The organism is Pedobacter glucosidilyticus DSM 23534, assembly GCF_000425145.1.
GTDB classification, from domain to species: domain Bacteria; phylum Bacteroidota; class Bacteroidia; order Sphingobacteriales; family Sphingobacteriaceae; genus Pseudopedobacter; species Pseudopedobacter glucosidilyticus.
This window is the reverse complement of record NZ_AULF01000003.1, coordinates 213,766-232,449: the sequence shown is the minus strand read 5'-3', so window position 1 is coordinate 232,449 and position 18,684 is coordinate 213,766. Positions and strand designations below refer to the sequence as shown.

General features: G+C 32.5%; 16 protein-coding genes. 10 read left to right on the top strand and 6 right to left on the bottom strand.

Annotation, left to right across the window (positions count from 1 at the left end; all coding sequences use genetic code 11):
- Positions 1-51 precede the first annotated feature (51 nt).
- Together nadC and H510_RS0101085 are read right to left on the bottom strand one after the other, a co-directional pair.
- Complete coding sequence (gene nadC / locus H510_RS0101090) at positions 52-906, bottom strand: carboxylating nicotinate-nucleotide diphosphorylase (RefSeq protein WP_026902616.1); 855 nt, start codon at positions 904-906, stop codon at positions 52-54.
- Between the two features lie 42 nt (positions 907-948).
- A complete protein-coding gene (locus tag H510_RS0101085; protein ID WP_026902615.1) occupies positions 949-1,335 on the bottom strand; it encodes a DUF4783 domain-containing protein in 387 nt (128 codons plus the stop codon).
- A gap of 107 nt (positions 1,336-1,442) precedes the next feature.
- On the opposite strand from H510_RS0101085, the gene gpmI reads away from it, so the two are divergent.
- Positions 1,443-2,963: a 2,3-bisphosphoglycerate-independent phosphoglycerate mutase gene (gene gpmI, locus H510_RS0101080; protein WP_026902614.1), complete on the top strand. Its 1,521-nt coding sequence runs from the start codon at positions 1,443-1,445 to the stop codon at positions 2,961-2,963.
- Positions 2,964-3,488 carry a hypothetical protein gene (locus tag H510_RS0101075; RefSeq protein WP_026902613.1) on the top strand — a complete coding sequence of 175 codons (525 nt, stop codon included), beginning with the start codon at positions 2,964-2,966 and terminating at the stop codon, positions 3,486-3,488.
- Here the strand turns inward: H510_RS0101075 and H510_RS0101070 are convergent.
- A complete protein-coding gene (locus H510_RS0101070) occupies positions 3,485-4,102 on the bottom strand; it encodes a tetratricopeptide repeat protein (RefSeq protein ID WP_036691466.1) in 618 nt (205 codons plus the stop codon). The genes H510_RS0101075 and H510_RS0101070 overlap by 4 nt on opposite strands.
- A gap of 261 nt (positions 4,103-4,363) precedes the next feature.
- Between H510_RS0101070 and lon the strand changes: the two genes are divergently transcribed.
- The 4 genes from lon (at position 4,364) to H510_RS0101050 (ending at position 10,534) form a co-directional block, all read left to right on the top strand.
- On the top strand, positions 4,364-6,841 hold the full coding sequence (gene lon / locus H510_RS0101065; protein WP_026902611.1) for an endopeptidase La: 2,478 nt from the start codon (positions 4,364-4,366) through the stop codon (positions 6,839-6,841).
- 119 nt (positions 6,842-6,960) lie between these two features.
- Complete coding sequence (locus H510_RS0101060; RefSeq protein ID WP_026902610.1) at positions 6,961-7,794, top strand: universal stress protein; 834 nt, start codon at positions 6,961-6,963, stop codon at positions 7,792-7,794.
- Position 7,795: 1 nt separating this feature from the next.
- Positions 7,796-8,761 (top strand): lipid A deacylase LpxR family protein, encoded by a 966-nt coding sequence (locus tag H510_RS0101055; protein WP_026902609.1) that lies wholly within the window; start codon positions 7,796-7,798, stop codon positions 8,759-8,761.
- A 3-nt stretch (positions 8,762-8,764) separates the two neighbouring features.
- The gene (locus H510_RS0101050; protein WP_026902608.1) at positions 8,765-10,534 is read left to right on the top strand and encodes an acyltransferase family protein; all 1,770 of its coding nucleotides are present in this window, start codon (positions 8,765-8,767) and stop codon (positions 10,532-10,534) included.
- Here the strand turns inward: H510_RS0101050 and arfB are convergent.
- Positions 10,521-10,934 (bottom strand): alternative ribosome rescue aminoacyl-tRNA hydrolase ArfB, encoded by a 414-nt coding sequence (gene arfB, locus H510_RS0101045; RefSeq protein WP_026902607.1) that lies wholly within the window; start codon positions 10,932-10,934, stop codon positions 10,521-10,523. The two genes, H510_RS0101050 and arfB, sit on opposite strands and share 14 nt — an antisense overlap.
- Positions 10,935-10,993: 59 nt before the next feature.
- Between arfB and porQ the strand changes: the two genes are divergently transcribed.
- Both porQ and cmk read left to right on the top strand, forming a co-directional pair.
- Positions 10,994-12,037 carry a type IX secretion system protein PorQ gene (porQ, locus tag H510_RS0101040; RefSeq protein ID WP_026902606.1) on the top strand — a complete coding sequence of 348 codons (1,044 nt, stop codon included), beginning with the start codon at positions 10,994-10,996 and terminating at the stop codon, positions 12,035-12,037.
- A 39-nt stretch (positions 12,038-12,076) separates the two neighbouring features.
- A complete protein-coding gene (cmk, locus tag H510_RS0101035) occupies positions 12,077-12,751 on the top strand; it encodes a (d)CMP kinase (protein WP_026902605.1) in 675 nt (224 codons plus the stop codon).
- Here the strand turns inward: cmk and H510_RS18000 are convergent.
- Together H510_RS18000 and H510_RS0101025 are read right to left on the bottom strand one after the other, a co-directional pair.
- Positions 12,744-13,982 (bottom strand): M23 family metallopeptidase, encoded by a 1,239-nt coding sequence (locus H510_RS18000; RefSeq protein ID WP_051290988.1) that lies wholly within the window; start codon positions 13,980-13,982, stop codon positions 12,744-12,746. The genes cmk and H510_RS18000 overlap by 8 nt on opposite strands.
- A complete protein-coding gene (locus tag H510_RS0101025) occupies positions 13,966-14,154 on the bottom strand; it encodes a hypothetical protein (protein WP_026902604.1) in 189 nt (62 codons plus the stop codon). The genes H510_RS18000 and H510_RS0101025 overlap by 17 nt, the downstream gene beginning before the upstream one ends.
- Positions 14,155-14,309: 155 nt before the next feature.
- On the opposite strand from H510_RS0101025, the gene rpsA reads away from it, so the two are divergent.
- Both rpsA and H510_RS0101015 read left to right on the top strand, forming a co-directional pair.
- On the top strand, positions 14,310-16,256 hold the full coding sequence (gene rpsA, locus H510_RS0101020; RefSeq protein ID WP_026902603.1) for a 30S ribosomal protein S1: 1,947 nt from the start codon (positions 14,310-14,312) through the stop codon (positions 16,254-16,256).
- Positions 16,257-16,432: 176 nt separating this feature from the next.
- Positions 16,433-18,535 (top strand): Ig-like domain-containing protein, encoded by a 2,103-nt coding sequence (locus tag H510_RS0101015; protein ID WP_026902602.1) that lies wholly within the window; start codon positions 16,433-16,435, stop codon positions 18,533-18,535.
- The last annotated feature ends 149 nt before the right edge of the window (positions 18,536-18,684 follow it).

The following is an 18,684-nucleotide window of genomic DNA, read 5'->3' as shown; positions in this document are numbered from 1 at the left end:
TGCAATTATATTAAATAGCTTTTTCTTTCTTGTATAAAAATGAAAATCATTTTATGAAATTAAAGCTTTAAGACTCATATCCAAGCTTTTAACAGAATGTGTTAATGCCCCCATAGAAATGTAATCTACGCCACAAAGGGCATAATCTATGGCGTTTTCTGGTGTAATACCGCCAGATGCTTCTGTTAAAACACTTTTATTCACCAATTTAACAGCCGTTTTTAAATCTTCAAAACCAAAATTATCTAATAAAATTCTGTCTATGCCGCCGCATGCTAAAACTTCTTCCAGTTCTTTAATATTTCTTACCTCAATCTCAATTTGCAACTTTTTTTGATGTTGTTTGATATAAGATTGTGCTGCTTGAATGGCATTTTTAATTCCTCCGGCATAATCCACATGATTATCTTTAATCAAAATCATATCATAAAGACCAAAACGATGGTTAACGCCTCCTCCAATTTTAACAGCAAGTTTTTCTAGGTAACGTAAATTAGGAGTGGTTTTTCTGGTGTCTAAAACTTGGGTCGAGCTACCTTTTAATTTTTCTACAATTTGCTTAGTGGTTGTAGCTATACCACTCATTCTTTGCATGGTATTTAAAACCAATCTTTCGGCCATTAGAATGGAACGTACATGGCCACTCACAATTAATACAATATCACCATACTTAACTTTTTCTCCATCTTTAATAAAAACATCTATTATTAAATTTGCATCAACTTCTTTGAAAATTTCTAAGGCAATTTCAACACCAGCTACTATTCCTTCATCTTTAATCAAAAGCTTAGCTTTTCCTTGTGCATCTGCCGGTATGGTTGATAAAGAAGTATGGTCTCCATCTCCAATATCCTCAAATAGGGCTGTTTTTATAAATGTAGTAATGATTTCTTTATCCAGTTCCATAAAATTTTGAAAGCGCAAAAGTATAAAAATTTAAAACTGTTGCTAAGCTTTATTTTCTTCTATCCTGATTTGGTTAATTAAGAATTTACCGCCCATATTTTTAAGTTCATAGCTTACCCTGAAGTTACCTTTCGAAGTATTTAGAACTAACACTCCAAACTTATAATTTGCATTGGAAATTACTTTATGGATAATTTTAGAAGAAATTGGAGGATGTTTAAGAAAGAAATCTTTTAAAATAATTTCGGCTTGTGAGCCAGAGTATATTTCTTCCTCATTTAAGATGCTTAATTCTATAGTAGAGGAGAAATACTTTGATAATTCTTTACTATTACCAGTTTTAAAAGCATTAGAAACTTCATCAATAACATCAAAAGAGAGCGCCGTTTTAAATAAAAAAAGTAACAAAATAGTGAATGCTGGTTTCATAAATGTTTGATTAATGAGTTAAAACTACATAAAAGATGCCATAAATATTGTTTCAATATAGCAATTTAAGGCATATATCACTTCCCTTAAAATTATATATTTGCATTGTGAAAAATAAAAAAGTTGCACTTATAATTCTTGACGGCTGGGGATACGGTCGGAAAGATACCTCAAACGCCATTAATGTGGCAAACACTCCTTTTTTTGATTCTTGTCTTCAAAAATACCCAAATAGTACTTTAGAAGCTTCAGGTTTAGCTGTAGGTTTGCCAGAAGGGCAAATGGGTAACTCAGAAGTTGGCCACATGAACCTTGGTGCTGGGCGTGTAGTTTACCAAGAGTTAGGGCGTATCAACAAGGCGGTAACTGATAAAGAATTTACTTCTAACCAGGCTATCAAAAATGCTTTTGAGTATGCTAAAAAAGAAAATAACGATGTTCATTTTATTGGATTAGTTTCTGATGGTGGTGTACATTCGCACATCAATCATTTAAAAGGATTATGTGATACAGCGCAGGATTTTGGTTTGGAGAATGTTTTTATCCACGCTTTTTTAGATGGTAGAGATACAGACCCAAATTCTGGATTAGGTTTTATAACCGAGTTAAATGATCATTTGCAAAGTACATCAGCAAAATTAGCTTCTGCTATTGGTAGGTATTACGCTATGGATAGAGATAACCGTTGGGAACGTGTAAAATTAGCTTATGATTTATTGGTTAAAGCAGAAGGTAAAAAAGTAGATGCCATAACCAATGGTATTCAAGAATCTTACGAAGAAGGTGTTACCGATGAATTTATAAAACCTTTAGTAGTTTGCGATAAAGAGGGTAATCCTACTGCTACTATTAAAGATGGCGATGTGGTCATCTGTTTTAACTTTAGAACAGACCGTGGACGTGAAATAACGCTAGCCTTATCGCAAAAAGCATTTCCAGAGTATGATATGAAGCCTTTGGATTTGTACTATGTTACCATGACTAGCTACGATGAAACTTTCCAAAAAGTTAATGTAGCTTTTGGTAAAGATGATTTGGTGATGACCCTAGGCGAGGTTATAGAACAAGCAGGTAAAAATCAAATCAGAATTGCTGAAACAGAGAAATATCCGCATGTTACTTTCTTTTTTTCTGGTGGCAGAGAGAAAGAGTTTAAAAACGAAAAAAGATTGTTAATTCCTTCTCCTAAAGTAGCTACCTATGATTTACAGCCAGAAATGAGCGCTCATGGAATTACAGAAGCTATCATCCCTGAATTGGTTGCAGAATGGCCAGATTTTATTTGCTTAAACTTTGCTAACCCAGACATGGTTGGGCATACAGGTGTATTTGATGCCGTTGTTAAAGCAGTAGAAACTGTAGACCACTGTACAGAACAAGTTGTTAAAGCTGGTTTAGCACACGGCTATTCTTTCATCATCATTGCAGACCACGGTAATGCAGATTTTATGGTGAATGAAGACGGTTCTGCCAATACAGCTCATAGTACAAACTTAGTCCCTTGTATTTTAATTGATGAGGATTACAAGCAAGTTAAAAATGGTAAACTTGGAGATATAGCGCCAACTATACTAAAAATAATGAATATAAACATCCCAGCCGAAATGACTGGTGATGTATTGGTATAAATGATTAGGATACTATTGATCATATCCGCATTATGCTTAACAGCTTGTTCTTTTTCTGATAAAAAAAAGGAACAGGCTGTTAACTATTACAATCTGCAAAAATATTTTTTTGAAGAAGCAGGTAGATTAAATCAATCAAAACCAAAAGTTGTAAAAACAGTAAAGCACAATAATGTTTCTGAAACACAAAACATAAAAATTGAAGATTGGACACAAGAACTTGCTCTTTTTATAGAATCAGATATTAATAAAGCTGCTTGGAAAAATAGCTATCAAAAAGATAGTACCAGCACCAAAATCTCTTATATAGCTAAAGAAGAAAATTTAAGAACAAGAAAAATTGTTATTCTACTTAACGGTAATAAGCCAACAAAAATTAGCATTACCAACCAAACAAAAAACAACTTATATCATACCAAAGAAGAACTTACTTATATTCCAGATACGCTTTACCAAATAGAGAAATTTCAGGATGTAAAAGTTCTGGGTATAAATAACTATAAAGTTTCAGGTGTAATAGATTAATTTTTGATATTGATAAGTAGTTGTTTAGATTTTTCTATCTGAGAAACAATATCTTTCCTGGCAGCGTTTTCTGATAAAACTTTCTTTAAATCCGTGATAGAAGAGTTGGCAGCAGCAATAGCCACATTTTTATTGTAAATGTCATTTACTTTTTGACTTTTAAAGGCACTGTACTCTTGGTACGCTAAGCCTCTATTCTGGTAGAACTTCATGTCGCTAGGCGTAAGCTCAATACCGCTAGAGAAATCTTTAATAGCACCAAGTAAAAGTTCTTCTTTCTCAGGATTTTTATAATCTTTTATTTGGCTACTTAAAAGCATTTTTGCTTTACCTCTATAATAATAAGCAATAGCTTCTGAGGGTTTGTAAGCAACTAATTTATCAAAAGACTCTATTGATTTTTTATAATTTGAAGAATGGTAATAAGCATAACCCAAAAGATAAAGTGCATTCATATTGCTATGATCTTGTTTAACAGCTTGTTCAAAAAAAGTAGCAGCAGTAATAAAGTCGCCACTCATCATGGCTTTTTGCCCAAGGCGCTCAAATGGAGTTTGTGCCACTAGGGTAATGGGTAAAATAAGAGCTAAAACTGTTAAAATTTTATATTTCATGGATATAACTATTACCTTTAAAGATTGTAAATTGTGAAAATATAAACGATTTTAAAACTAAAATATTTCTTTTTCTGCAATTAATTAACTGACTATTTTTCAGTTTACAAAGATGGTAATAAATAAAACTGGCCACATGAAGTAATTATTAACCTAAAATTATCATTGGCATAACTGTTGAACTTTTAAATAATTCAAAAATAATAGACAAATAGGTAAATCTAATCTGCCAATTTGGCTTTATTCAAAACATAAGATAATATGAGCAAATTCGATCCGTTCGATTTTAACCAAGCAATGCCACTAATAAATGAAGATACCGAGTTTTTTCCTCTCATGTCTCAAGAAGACGAGGAAGAAATGAATAATGAACAAACACCAGAAATTCTTGCTGTTTTGCCTTTAAGAAACACAGTTTTATTTCCCGGAGTTGTTATTCCTATTACAGTTGGTAGAGATAAATCTATCAAACTGATAAAAGACGCTTATAAAGGCGATAGGGTTATTGGTGTAGTAGCGCAGCTAGATGTGAGTGTAGAAGACCCAAAATTTGACGAGCTTAATAAAGTTGGTACAGTAGCTGTTATTGTTAAAATGCTACAAATGCCTGATGGTAATACCACCGTCATTATACAAGGTAAAAATCGTTTCGAGCTGGTAGAGCAAGTACAATCAGAACCTTATATAAAAGCTACTGTAAAGAAATTTGAGGAGGTAAGACCAAAGGTAGATAAAGAATTTAAAGCGATGGTTTCATCTGTCAAAGAGATGGCCATGCAAATCATTCAATTTTCACCAAATATTCCTTCTGAGGCTGCAATTGCTATTAAAAATATAGAAAGCGTCCCTTTTTTAATCAACTTTATATCTTCTAATATGAATGCCTCTGTTGCAGATAAGCAGAAGATGTTAGAAGTTGCAAATTTAAGAGATAGGGCTCAAATGGTTCTAAGCCATTTAAGTACCGAGTTACAATTATTAGAGCTTAAAAATCAAATCCAAAATAAAGTAAAGGTTGATTTAGATAAGCAGCAAAGAGATTATTTCTTAAATCAACAACTCAAAACCATTCAGGAAGAATTAGGTGGTAATTCTCCGGATATGGAAATTGATGATTTAAGAAAAAAGGGTAGTAAGAAGCAGTGGTCTAAAGAAACAGCTAATCATTTTAACAAAGAGCTAGATAAATTAGCCAGAATGAATCCGGCTGCGGCCGATTACTCTGTGCAAATTAACTACTTAGAAGTGTTGTTAGATTTACCTTGGCAGCAATTTACTAAAGATAATTTTGACTTAAAACGAGCTCAAAAAATATTAGATAAAGACCATTATGGTTTAGATAAGGTTAAAAAGCGTATCATAGAATATTTGGCTGTATTAAAGCTAAAACATAATATGAAAGCGCCTATTTTATGCTTAGTTGGCCCTCCGGGAGTTGGTAAAACTTCATTAGGGAAATCAGTGGCAAAGGCTTTAGGAAGAAAATATGTAAGAATGGCTTTGGGTGGTGTAAGAGATGAGGCTGAGATAAGAGGACATCGCAAAACTTATATTGGTGCTATGCCGGGGCGTATTATTCAGTCTATTAAAAAGGCAGGAACCTCAAATCCGGTTTTTGTTTTAGATGAGATTGATAAAGTAGGAAATGATTTTAGAGGCGACCCTTCATCGGCTTTATTAGAGGTTTTAGATCCAGAACAAAATAACGCTTTTAATGATCATTTTGTAGAGTTAGATTATGATTTATCTAACGTGATGTTTATCGCAACAGCCAATTCTTTAAGTAACATACAACCTGCTTTATTAGACAGGATGGAAATTATCGAAGTAAATGGCTATACGATTGAGGAAAAAATAGAAATCGCTAAGAAGCATCTTTTACCAAAACAAAAAGAACAACATGGCTTAAAAGCTAAAGATGTTAATCTAAAATCATCAGTCATAGAGAAAATTATTGAGGATTATACCCGCGAATCTGGTGTTAGAGGTTTAGAGAAAAAAATAGGTTCGGTAGTGCGTGGTGCCGCTACCAAATTAGCCATGGAAGAAAGCTATAATGTTAATTTTACTGCTAATGATATAGAAGAAATTCTAGGTCCGCCAATTTTTGATAAAGATTTTTACGAAGGTAATGAAGTTGCTGGTGTAGTAACAGGTTTAGCTTGGACACAAGTAGGCGGGGATATCCTATTTATAGAAGCCAGCCTAAGCCCTGGAAAAGGTAGAATGACTTTAACGGGTAATTTAGGAGATGTGATGAAAGAGTCTGCTACCATTGCCATGGCTTACATGCGAGCACATGCTGCAAGTTTCGGTATAGATTATCGTGTTTTTGACCAATGGGATATTCATATCCATGTTCCTGCTGGGGCAACTCCAAAAGATGGTCCTTCTGCCGGAATAACCATGTTAACAGCTTTAACATCAGCATTTACACAAAGAAAAGTTAAAGAACATTTAGCCATGACAGGTGAAATCACCCTACGTGGTAAAGTTTTACCTGTAGGCGGTATTAAAGAAAAGATTTTAGCAGCTAAGCGAGCGAATATTAAGGATATTATCTTATCTAAAGCAAACAGAAAAGATATTTTGGAGATTAAAGAGTCTTATATCAAAGATTTAAACTTCCATTACGTAACCGATATGACGGAAGTTATTAAACTTGCTTTGTTAGATAAGAAGGTTAAAAATGCTTTAGATATTGTTTATAAAGAACCTGTTAAGCAAAACCAAAACTAATTTCAAAACCCGGTTAAGCCGGGTTTTTTGTTTCAGGGTAAAATAAATGACTTCACTCATATTTTATTCTATATTTAAAAGCTATTTTTACTTTATATAAGCTATTTATCAATTATACCATGATCAAGATTCTTGTTACTACCGATTTTTCCTCCAATTCTAAAGCAGCAATTAAATTTGCAATTAAATTTGCTGAGCAATATCCAGAAGTTTCATTAACTTTTTTCCATTCTTATCATATTTTAAAGCCTACTTCTTATAGCGATGCTAAATTTGAAGCTTATGAAAAAGCTCAAAAAGAAAACATTAATAAAAGGTTAGAAAAGTTTGTAAAAGATGTTTACCATACTTCCGGGATAAAGCCATCAGAAATAAATTGTGTTTGTAGAGAATCTGTAGTGGCGCATAGCAATATCATGAATTATGCTAAACAAGAAGGCTTTAATTTTATTTCTATTGGTACAAGAGGAGCAGGTAAAATAGAAAAACTATTTGGTACACATACCTCTTATGTCATTAGTCAATCATCTATTCCTGTAATTGCAGTACCTAAAACCTATCGTTCAAAAAATATAGAAAGAGTTTTGTACGCTTCAGATTTGATTCATTTAGATAAAGAGTTAGATCAAGTGGTTGATTTTGCTAAGCCTATTGATGCTAAAATAGAAGTTGTGCATTTTGGTTTCCCTTCTGATATAGAGAAGAAAATAAAATTAGCAGAAGAAAAAGTTAAAAACCACGCTGATTACCCGGTAGATTTTCATGTACAGCCCAGCGACTTCATAAAATCTCTAGTTGATAATATAGAAACAGCAGTAAAGAAAAATAAACCTTCTATATTGGTAATGTTTACCGATCAAAAAGTTTCTTTTTTTAAAAAGATGTTGTTTTCTGGTAATACAGAAGAATTTGCGTTAAACACTAAAGTTCCTTTATTAGTCTTCCCAAAATAAATTGAAGAAAATTTTTACTTGTTTATGTAGTCTGCTATTTATTAAAACAATAATAGTTCAAGCTCAAGAGACTAATTATAAATACGAATTTGGCTTTAGAAGCGAAAACGATGCTTATTTAGCTATCGGCCAGGATCAGTATTATACCAATGGTTTGTTTTTAAACTTTAGGTCGGCTATAAATCCTGCAAAAAAACAAGATACCAGTAAGCTAGTAAAGAAGATATGGGCTTTAAGCATAGCGCATAAAATGTATAATGCAGCATCAGGAAATATTAGAAATATAGCTAGTGTTGATAGGCCATTTGCAGCTTATGCTTATGGTGCAGCTTCTTTAAATTATTACTTTAAGAAGGAAACTATTTTAGGAGTAGAATTACAAGGCGGTATTCTTGGTCCATCAGCTAAAGGAGAGGAGGGGCAGAAATTTTACCATGAGGTTTTTGGTTTTTATGATATTAATGGCTGGCAATTTCAGGTTAAAGATGAAATAGGTGTAAACCTTCTCCTTAATTATCAAAGTCTTTTATATCGTAACCAAAAACGTACTTCAGATTTTAGCTTACCAGTAGAAGCTACAATAGGTAATACCTTTACAGGTTTGAAAGCGGGGGTGTTGTTTAGAACAGGTACATTAAATCCGCTTTACTATAGCATGGCAACAAATAGTTTTGTATCTACCTACAAAGAAGCTAAAGTTAAAGAAAAAGAGCTGTACTTCTTTTTAAAACCATCTTTAGATGTAGTTATTTATGATGCAACCATTTCTGGAGGTTTATTTAGGCAAGATAAAGGACCGGTAGTTTATGATGCTAAGCCTTTGGTTTTTTCGCAAGAATTGGGTGTGGCTTTTGCGCAAAAAAGGTGGACTTTCAATTTCTCTTTGATTTTTAAATCAAAGGAATTAAAAAGTGCAGCCAAAGCACATCAATATGGTATCATGGATTTGTATTATAGGTTTAATTAATGTATGATAGGAGATTCTACTTATAGAAAAGACATTGATGGGTTAAGGGCTATTTCAATAATAGCAGTAATCTTATTCCATCTTAAATTAATAACTAATGGATACTTAGGGGTAGATATTTTTTTTGTAATAAGTGGGTATTTGATAACAAAGCAAATCTATACGCAAACATTAGTAGGTGAATTTTCAATAATAAGCTTCTTTGAAAGAAGAATAAGAAGGATTGTCCCTTTAGTATTATTTACATCTTTTTTAGCGCTTATCTTAGGCATGTTTACTATGTTGCCCGATGATTTGGAAAATCTGAGCCAATCCGTAATTGCTACAAATTTTTTCAGTAATAATATCCTGTTATTATTAACTTCTGAAAACTACTGGAAACTCGTAAATGATTATAAGCCACTAATGCACACGTGGAGTTTAGGTATAGAAGAACAGTTCTACATTATTTATCCACTCATATTTATAATATTTAAAAAAAGCAGTTTAAGAATTTTAAAAGTATCACTCGTTTTTTTAGCATTATCTTCATTTGTTTTATTTATAGTTATAGATAAAAGTGCTTATAAGTTTTTTTTACTACCCTTTAGATATTTTGAATTAGCTGCGGGCGGCATAAGCTATATTTTATTTAGTCAGAAGAGGTTTTCGAGTAATGTAAAATGGGTTTCTCTGTTAGGTTTATTATTTATTGTTTTCTTTGATTTTAAGCTTGTTAATGAAGTTAAAATTTTGATTATTGTTATTAGTTCTTTAGGTATTCTATTTAGTCAAGATGATAGTGGTTTATCTAAATTATTAGAAAACAGAGTCATGGTTTGCATAGGTAAGCTAAGTTTTAGTTTATACATGTGGCATCAAATAGTATTAGCTTTTTATAGATATTTGTATTCTTCAGAAATAGTTATACTTTCTATTATTAGCTTCTTCGTTATTATAATATTTCTCTCTGTTTTTTCTTATAGGTTTATTGAAGTTCCGTTTAGGGATAAAGATAGGATACCAACAAGATATTTTTTTAGTGCTATTATTTTAATGCTATTTGTGTCTACATTTATTTCTTTAGCTATTTACACACGAGCAGGTATTATTAGAGACGTTCCGGAGCTTGATATTAAAAGTGCGAGTATTAAAAAGAACTTCAATATCCTCAATGTTAGAGATAATCCGCATATAAACTATAATTCTAGGATTTATAAATTAGATAAAAATTTTAAAACTCAAAAGATTAGAATCTTAATAATTGGAGATAGCTTTGCTCGGGATTGGGCAAACGTTTTATTAGAATCTAGTTATAAAGATAAAATTGAAATTTCTTATATTGTAAAACTTATTACACACCCTGAAGCAAATATTCGAATTAATAATTCTGATGTAATTTTTTTCTCTCCAATTCTTAAAGAGGATTTTGAACCTTTAAGAAAGCAATATCAAATACCACTAAATAAATTATGGATTATAGGGACTAAGAATTTTGGTTCTAATAATGGTGTTTTTTATAACCAAAAGGGTAAACTAAATTATTGCTTCCAAAGAACAAAGGTTGAAGCTAAATATGTCGAAGAAAATATGATATTAAAGAAACAGTGGGGTAATAGGTATATAGATTTATTAGGTTCAACAATGGATACTGATGGTTTAATGCCAGTTTTTACTCCCGATTGTAAATTCATCAGTCAAGACGGAATGCACTTTACTGAAAACGGTGCGAAATACTTTGCAAAAGTATTATCTATAAATAAATATATCAGGAAAAAAATTAATCCCAAGTGATATTCCTATTGATTTTCTTAAGCGCTTGTTTCTTTTTGCTCTCTAATCGTTTATGAACAGCTGCTTTGCTAGGTTTAGTGGGTTTTCTTGGCTTTTCTTCTATTAAACTTTCTTTAATCAGCTTAAAAAGTTTTTTAATAGCAAGTTCTTTATTTCTGTGTTGACTACGGTCATCATCAACTACAATATGCAATAAACCTTCTTTATCAATTCTGTTTGCTAGCTTTTGTATGATGAGTTGTTTTTGATGTTCATCGCAGGCAGCTGTTTGGTTAATATCCCAAATCAATTCAACTTTAGAAGAAACTTTATTTACATGTTGCCCGCCTTTACCACCACTTCTAGAAGTTTTAAAGGTAAGTTCTTGAATAAGAATCTGAAAATCTGGTTTCTTCGGCATAACTAAATATCTAAATCTCTTTCAAAGGTTTCGCAATTAATTTAATTTAGCAATTATAAATGCAGAATTTTAAAATATTACTGTTCTTTCTCCTTTTTACTAGCGTACAGCTTTTTGCTCAAAACGGGGGTAATGGCGTATTTCAGTTTCTTAATTTGCCTAACTCTTCCAGAACAGCGGCTTTAGGTATGGGCTATCAGGTTGCACCTATGCAAGACATCAGCGTAAGCTTTATAAACCCTTCTTTATTATCAACCAAACAAAAAAATACAGCTTTGTTAAATTATAGCAATTATGTTTCTGATATTAATTTAGGAGCTTTACAATATAATTTGGCAGTTCAAGATATTCCTTTATCGGCTACGCTATTATATATAAACTACGGTAGCTTTAATGAAACTAATATTTCTGGCGAGCAAACAGGTAATACTTTTTCAGGTGGAGATTACCTCTTAAATATAGGGATTGGACATAACTGGAATAAGCAAATTTACTATGGTTTAAATTTTAAGACCATTTATGGTGCTTATGATATTTATAGGTCTTTCGCCTTAGCAGCGGATGCTTCAATAACTTATCAGGATACTGTTAATAATTTTTCGGGAGGTATCATTCTAAAAAATATGGGCTATCAACTAAAGCCTTTTAATAACCAAAGAGAAAATTTACCTTTTGAGATAGCTTTAGCCATATCTCAAAAGCTTAAATATGCACCTTTCAGATATCATATCACTTACAATAATCTGCAACAATTTGATTTAACTTTTCAGGATTTAGAAAATCCTGATAACCAAATTGATTTAGTTACTGGGGAGCCTATAGCTGTCCAATATTCAAAAGCGCAAAAGTTAATGAGGCATTTTATTTTTGGTTTAGAATTAATGCTTTCTGATGCTTTTCAGCTTCAGTCGTCTTATAATGTGCGTAGAAATCAAGAGTTAAGTATCAGCAATACAGGTGGTGCGCCGGGGCTTTCATTTGGTTTTGCTTTGCAATTGAAAAGATTAAGCTTTTCTTATGCACACTCCAGATTAAACGTTGCAGGTGGAAATAATTTCTTTACCCTACAACTAAAACCATCAATTTTTAACACTAAAAAATAATGCTAATTCGGGGGCAATTATATAGCTTTGTCTCCCGGGATGAGTAAAAATATAATTGTAGCTATAGATGGCTATTCTTCTTGCGGTAAAAGTACTTTAGCTAAAGCCTTAGCAAAAAAACTCCATTTTATATATGTAGATAGTGGTGCCATGTATAGGGCCGTTACTTTATATTTTCTACGTAACCAGACTGATTTAAGCAATCACGATTTAATTATTGATGCTTTAGAACATATAGATTTAAATTTCCATTCTAGAGATTATCAATCGCACATTCTTTTAAATGGTGAAGAAGTATCTGAAGAAATTAGACAAATGCCTGTTTCTGAAAATGTAAGTAAAATAGCAGCTATAAAAGAGGTAAGGCAAGCTATGGTAAAACAACAACAGAAGATGGCAAGATCTAAAAATATGGTGATGGACGGACGAGATATAGGTACTACTGTATTTCCTCATGCTCAAGTAAAACTATTTATGACAGCCGACCCAAAAATAAGGGCAGAACGTAGGCATAAAGAATTATTAGCAAAAGGTGAACAAGTAGAACTAGAAGAAATATTTGAAAATATAGCTCACAGAGATTACTTAGACACCACACGTGAAGAAAGCCCGTTGGTAAGAGCCGATGACGCCATAATTTTAGATAATACCAATTTGTCAGAAGAGCAACAGTTAGATTTTGCTTTAGAGAAAATTAAGCCTTTCCTTAATTGATACTTACCCAGCCTTTAATGTCCTTTTGTTGGATATAGAAAAATCCGTCCGTTTTGCCTAGTACGGTAAATTGTTCTTCAGGATTTAAAATCCCAATTTCAATATCATTTACAATTGGTTTGGCATATAAATATTTTTGTGTTTTAAATTTAGGTTGATTGCTTATTTTCTCTAGTTTAACATTATTAGTATTTTCAATTTCTCCTAACTCGTTCTCATAAATAATAGCTGCATTTGAAACCGCTAGTATTTTTATAGGGATAATTTTGTTGTTCTTTTTAATGATAATTTCTTCACCTAAATATTTGATTTCATTTTTGAGAGTAGGTGTTGTAGTGTTATTCAGAAGAACATAGTCTAACGGGTCTATTGCCCCTGAAGAGGTGTAAATGCCAAAATGGAGATGAGGAGAGGTGCGTTTGGCGTTACCCGTATTTCCAATTAAACCAATAGTATCTCCTTTATTAACTATTTGCCCGTCTTTTACAAGCTGGCTATCTAGGTGAGCATAATAAATAGATTGAGAAATGCCTAATCTTTGCCAAATTACTTTACCTCCAATAGCAGTTTCTTGCACTCTGGTAATAGTTCCTTTATCTACCGCTAAAACCGGTGTTCCTTTTTTAGCGAAAATATCTATCCCTTCATGTTTACGGCTGCCTCCATCTCTGTCCATTCCCCAAAAACTTTGAATGTTTTTATTTCCAGCATTACTTACAGGAAAGCCTAGTTTCGGCTCATCAACAATTTTTAGATTTACTTTTCCACTGATTAATAATTCAGGTTGAAGTCGTAAAATCAAAATTTTATCATCTTGGTTTTCATAAATCAACGTAGTATCGGCTGATTTTAAACTCCAATAATTACGATTTTTGTCACCCTCAAAAAGATCAATAAAGATTTTGAAATTTGCTTTCTCGTCAGTCTTTATGCTAAAGATATACTTCCTTCCTTTTTTATAGTTTATTTTATAACCTAAAGCCTGTGGTGTATGGTCTTTAAAAAATATTTCTTCTTGGTGTGGGGTTTTAATTTCTTGTGTAGGACTAGTAATAGCCTTGCCACCTCGCTCTTTCCATAAAATAGCCATTTTAGAATTTGCTAAGTCAGCGCTTTCTAACGATTTTAAATATTCCTGATATGGCGATGTTTTAAAAATAGTTTTGCAAGAAGCAATAAAAAGTAATAGGATAGTACTATAAAAAATATAAATCTTAAGGTTTTTTCTCATACTGTTGCTCATCAGCTGGGATATCTTGTATAGATTTAACACCCTCACTATCTGGAGTAAAATCTTTCATAGAAGTCACTTTTTTTGAAGGGTATTTTTCTTTTAAATCAAGTTCTGCCGTAATTTCATCCTGATTCTTTTGTTTGATTTTATCTTCTTTTTTGTTTTTCATAACCTTGTATTGAATGATGTAAGACTATGCAAGTACTGTACCCAAAATGCAAATGCTTAAAAATCAATAAAAAAAGCTTTTTATTTCTTTTTCTGTAAGAATATATTCCTACCTTTGCAGTCCCCAAAGCGGGAAAAAAGGAGACAAATTATTTAATGGCAAAAAAACAAGTAGCAGAAAAGGAGTTAAAAGCAAAAGAAGCAGAACTTCAAGAGACTGTAAAAAGAGAAAAAGAGGTATTTGAATCAGAAGCTGATTCATTATCTATTGAAGACATTAAATCTTCATCACTCGTAGCAGACCCTAACGATTTTGATTGGGATGCAGACGATAAAGTGTTTGGTAACTACAACCAAGCAGATAGAGAAAAAATGGAACAGATGTATGCTGGTACATTCAACTCTGTAGAAAAAGGAGAAATTATTTCTGGAACTGTTGTAACGATAAACAGTAAAGATGTGGTTTTAAACATCGGTTTCAAATCTGATGGTTTAGTTCCTTTAAACGAATTCCGTGATACACCAGACCTTAAAGTTGGTGATTCTGTTGATGTATTTGTTGAGCAAAGAGAAGATGCTAACGGACAATTAGTTTTATCTCGTAAAAGAGCAAAAACTCAACGTTCATGGGAAATGATTAATGAGGCGTTAGAAAACGATACAATCATCAACGGTTATGTGAAGAGCAGAACTAAAGGTGGTTTAATCGTAGATATAATGGGCGTAGAAGCCTTCTTACCAGGTTCACAAATTGATATTAAACCAATTCGTGATTACGATATTTACGTTGGTAAGACGATGGAATTCAAAGTTGTTAAAATCAACCACGAATTCAAAAACGTTGTTGTTTCTCACAAAGTTCTTATCGAAGACGATTTGGAAAGCCAAAAAGTTGAGATTGTTTCTAAATTGGAGAAAGGACAAGTTCTTGAAGGAACTGTTAAAAACATTACAGATTTCGGTGTATTCATTGATTTGGGTGGTGTTGACGGTTTACTACACATTACTGATATCTCTTGGGGTCGTATCGAGCATCCAAAAGAGGTATTATCTTTAGATGAAAAAGTTAATGTTGTTGTTCTTGACTTTGATGACGAGAAAAAACGTATCGCTTTAGGTTTAAAACAATTAACTTCTCACCCTTGGGAATCTTTAAATACTGATTTAGCTATCGGTTCTAAAGTAAAAGGAAAAATCGTAACTGTTGCAGATTACGGTGCATTCTTAGAAATCATCCCTGGAGTAGAAGGTTTAATTCACGTTTCAGAAATGTCTTGGTCTCAAAACTTACGTAACCCACAAGAGTTTATGAAAGTAGGAGATGAGATTGAAGCGGTAGTTTTAACTTTAGACAGAGATGAGCGTAAAATGTCTTTAGGCATTAAACAATTAACTCCTGATCCTTGGGAAAAAGCGGCAGAAAGATATCCAATCGGAAGCAAACACAAAGCAGCTGTTAAAAACATGACTAACTTTGGTGTGTTTGTTGAAATAGAAGAAGGTATCGATGGTTTAATCCATATTTCTGATTTATCATGGTCTAAAAAAGTTAATCACCCTAACGAATTCACTAAAGTTGGTGAAGAATTAGACGTGGTAGTTTTAGAGCTTGATGTAGATAACCGTAAATTAAGCTTAGGTCACAAACAATTAGAAGAAAACCCTTGGGATACTTTTGAAACTATCTTCACTTTAGATTCAATCCACGAAGGAACTGTAACTAAAGTAACTGACAAAGGCGCTTTAGTAGCATTACCTTACGGTGTTGAAGGTTTTGTACCAACAAAACACTTAAACAAAGAAGACGGTTCTGTATTGAAAAATGATGAGACTTCAGAGTTTAAAATCATTGAGTTCAATAAAGATTCTAAGAGAATTGTAGTATCTCACGCCCGTATATGGGAAGAAGTGAAAGCTGAAGCTGTTGCAGAAGAAAGAGCTACTAAGAAAAAAGAAGCAAGTGCAGCAAGTAATGCAGTTAAAAAAGTTAAAGAATCTGTAGAGAAATCTACTTTAGGAGACTTAGACGTATTGGCACAATTGAAAGATAAGATGGAAGGCGATGCCAAAAAAGCTGCTAAAAAGAAAGAAGAAGCTAAGTAATTAGCAATTTCTATCATAAACGAAGCCCCTCTGTGAAAACAGAGGGGCTTTTTTTATGCAGTTTGCATCTTTAATTAATTAAATTATAACAAAAACAATTGTAATATTTGATATTTTAGTAATCTAGATAGGTGTAATTTACGAAAAGTATTAAATTAGTACAAAAAAAGGATTTTATGAATTTAGTTTTACGTTATTTGGTTTGTATTTTCTTATTCTTAACGCATACTTGTATAGCTAAAATGATTGATTTAGATATTCATAGTAAGTTTAATTATGTTGAAAACAAGGATAAGAATTTTAATTCGTTAGTTACATGTACACTAGTTGCTTCAATATCCTCTAAAACCCAGCTTGGATGCGATGGAATAAAAATTGGTACTGCAACGGTTACCGCGTCAGGTGGGACAGGGCCTTATACTTATCAATGGTTGCCATTCGGAGGTACTAACGCTACTGCATCTGGGCTTACTGAGGGGACTTATACCGTAACTGTTACAGACGCTAATGCTTGTCAAGTATCTCAAACCTTTACTGTTGAAGCTCCTGATTTGCCTCTATCAGCAACCACAACCTTTACAAATGTTTCTTGCCCCAAAGGCACTAATGGAACTATTAATATAACCCCGTCTGGTGGGATATCTCCATATTCATATAAATGGAATGATGGCATTACTACAGAAGATAGAAATAACTTAAAGAAGGGGATATATAGTGTATTAATTACAGATGCTGCCGGATGTACTATTATAAAATCAGTAACAATCAACGAATCTGCTTTGGCGATAAATTTAATAAGTGTATCAAACGCAAATTGTGGTTTCAATAATGGTGAATTAAAAGTAGAAGCACAAGGAGGTACTGCACCTTATACTTATAAACTTCAAGGTGTAACTATGCCATCTGGGACTTTTTCAAATATATATGCTGGTGCTTATTTAGTTTCAGTAACTGATGCTACAGGATGTACGGTATCAAAATATTTTGCTATTAATGATGTAGAAATGCAGTCCATTGTATTATCGCAAACCAATGTATCTTGTAATGGTGGTGCTAATGGAACAGTAGAAGTAGTTAATCTCTCTGGGGCTTCACCTGTTCAATATGAGTTAAATCGTAGTGGGACAAGACAATTTTCTGGATATTTTGCTGGTTTAAGTGCAGGAACTCATGTAATAACCGTTTATGACGGAGGTAATTGTATTTCCAATAATACAATCACAATTACTGAACCAGAAGAAATAATTGGTATCATATCAGTAACTCCTGCTAGTTACATGGGCGCAGCAGATGGTGCAATTACATTAAGCCCATCAGGAGGTAAAACACCTTATACATATAATTGGGGAGGTGGTATCACAACTAAAGATAGAACAAATCTTACAAGTGGAAATTATACAGTAACAATAAAGGATGCTAATAACTGTACAAAAACATATACATTAAATTTATCTGCATTAAATAGTTCGCCTACAGCAAATAATGATGTATTAATTATAAACAAAAATTCTTCAGCTACCATAGTAGATGTATTATCAAATGATAATATCTTACCTGATGTAGGAGAAACATTAACAATTTCTGGGGTGAGTTCGGCAATCAATGGTACTACCAGTCTTATGAGTGGGGTTGTGAGATTTACGCCTGCCGCTAATTTTATTGGTACCACCAGTTTCACATATACTATTTCTGACGGTAAAGGAGGTCTAGCTAGTGCAACTGTAAATGTTACAGTTAACGATGTATTACCTGTTGATTTGGTTAATTTTAATGCTGCACCACAAAATAATGCAATTAAGCTAATATGGTCAACAGCTTCAGAGCAAAATAACCTGCAATTTGAAATTGAGAAATCTGTTGATGGATTTTTGTTTGATCTGTTAGCAATTGTAAAGGGCAGTAATACAAGTAATACAATAAATAATTATCATACTTTTGATAAAACTCCTACCAATGGGACTAATTACTATCGTTTATCTCAAGTAGATTATAATGGCAATTACAAACATTTAGGAACTACAGAAGTTTATTATGATTTAACCGGTGAGAAAATTAGTATCTATCCTAATCCAGCTTCTAAGCAGATAACATTGCTTTTTCCTTTTGGTACAGAAAAAATAGAAATAATTGATTTGAACGGGAGGATTTTACAAAGCTTAGAAATAAAAAAGACAGAAAATAATTTCATCATTGATACAAGTAATTTAATACAAGGTAGTTATCTAGTTCGTTTAAACGGACAGAGTGGCACAATAATTCGTAATTTTATTAAATTATAATGGTGTTTATTAAACCTTGAAGAATGCTCTAATATTGATGGAGATTGTTTGAAAAGTAATCTTTTTTTTGTTCTAATATGCATAGGTGTAAAAACGAAATTTAAAAATTTCACCTCTTTTATCTTATTTTTTCTATTTTTGACCAAACC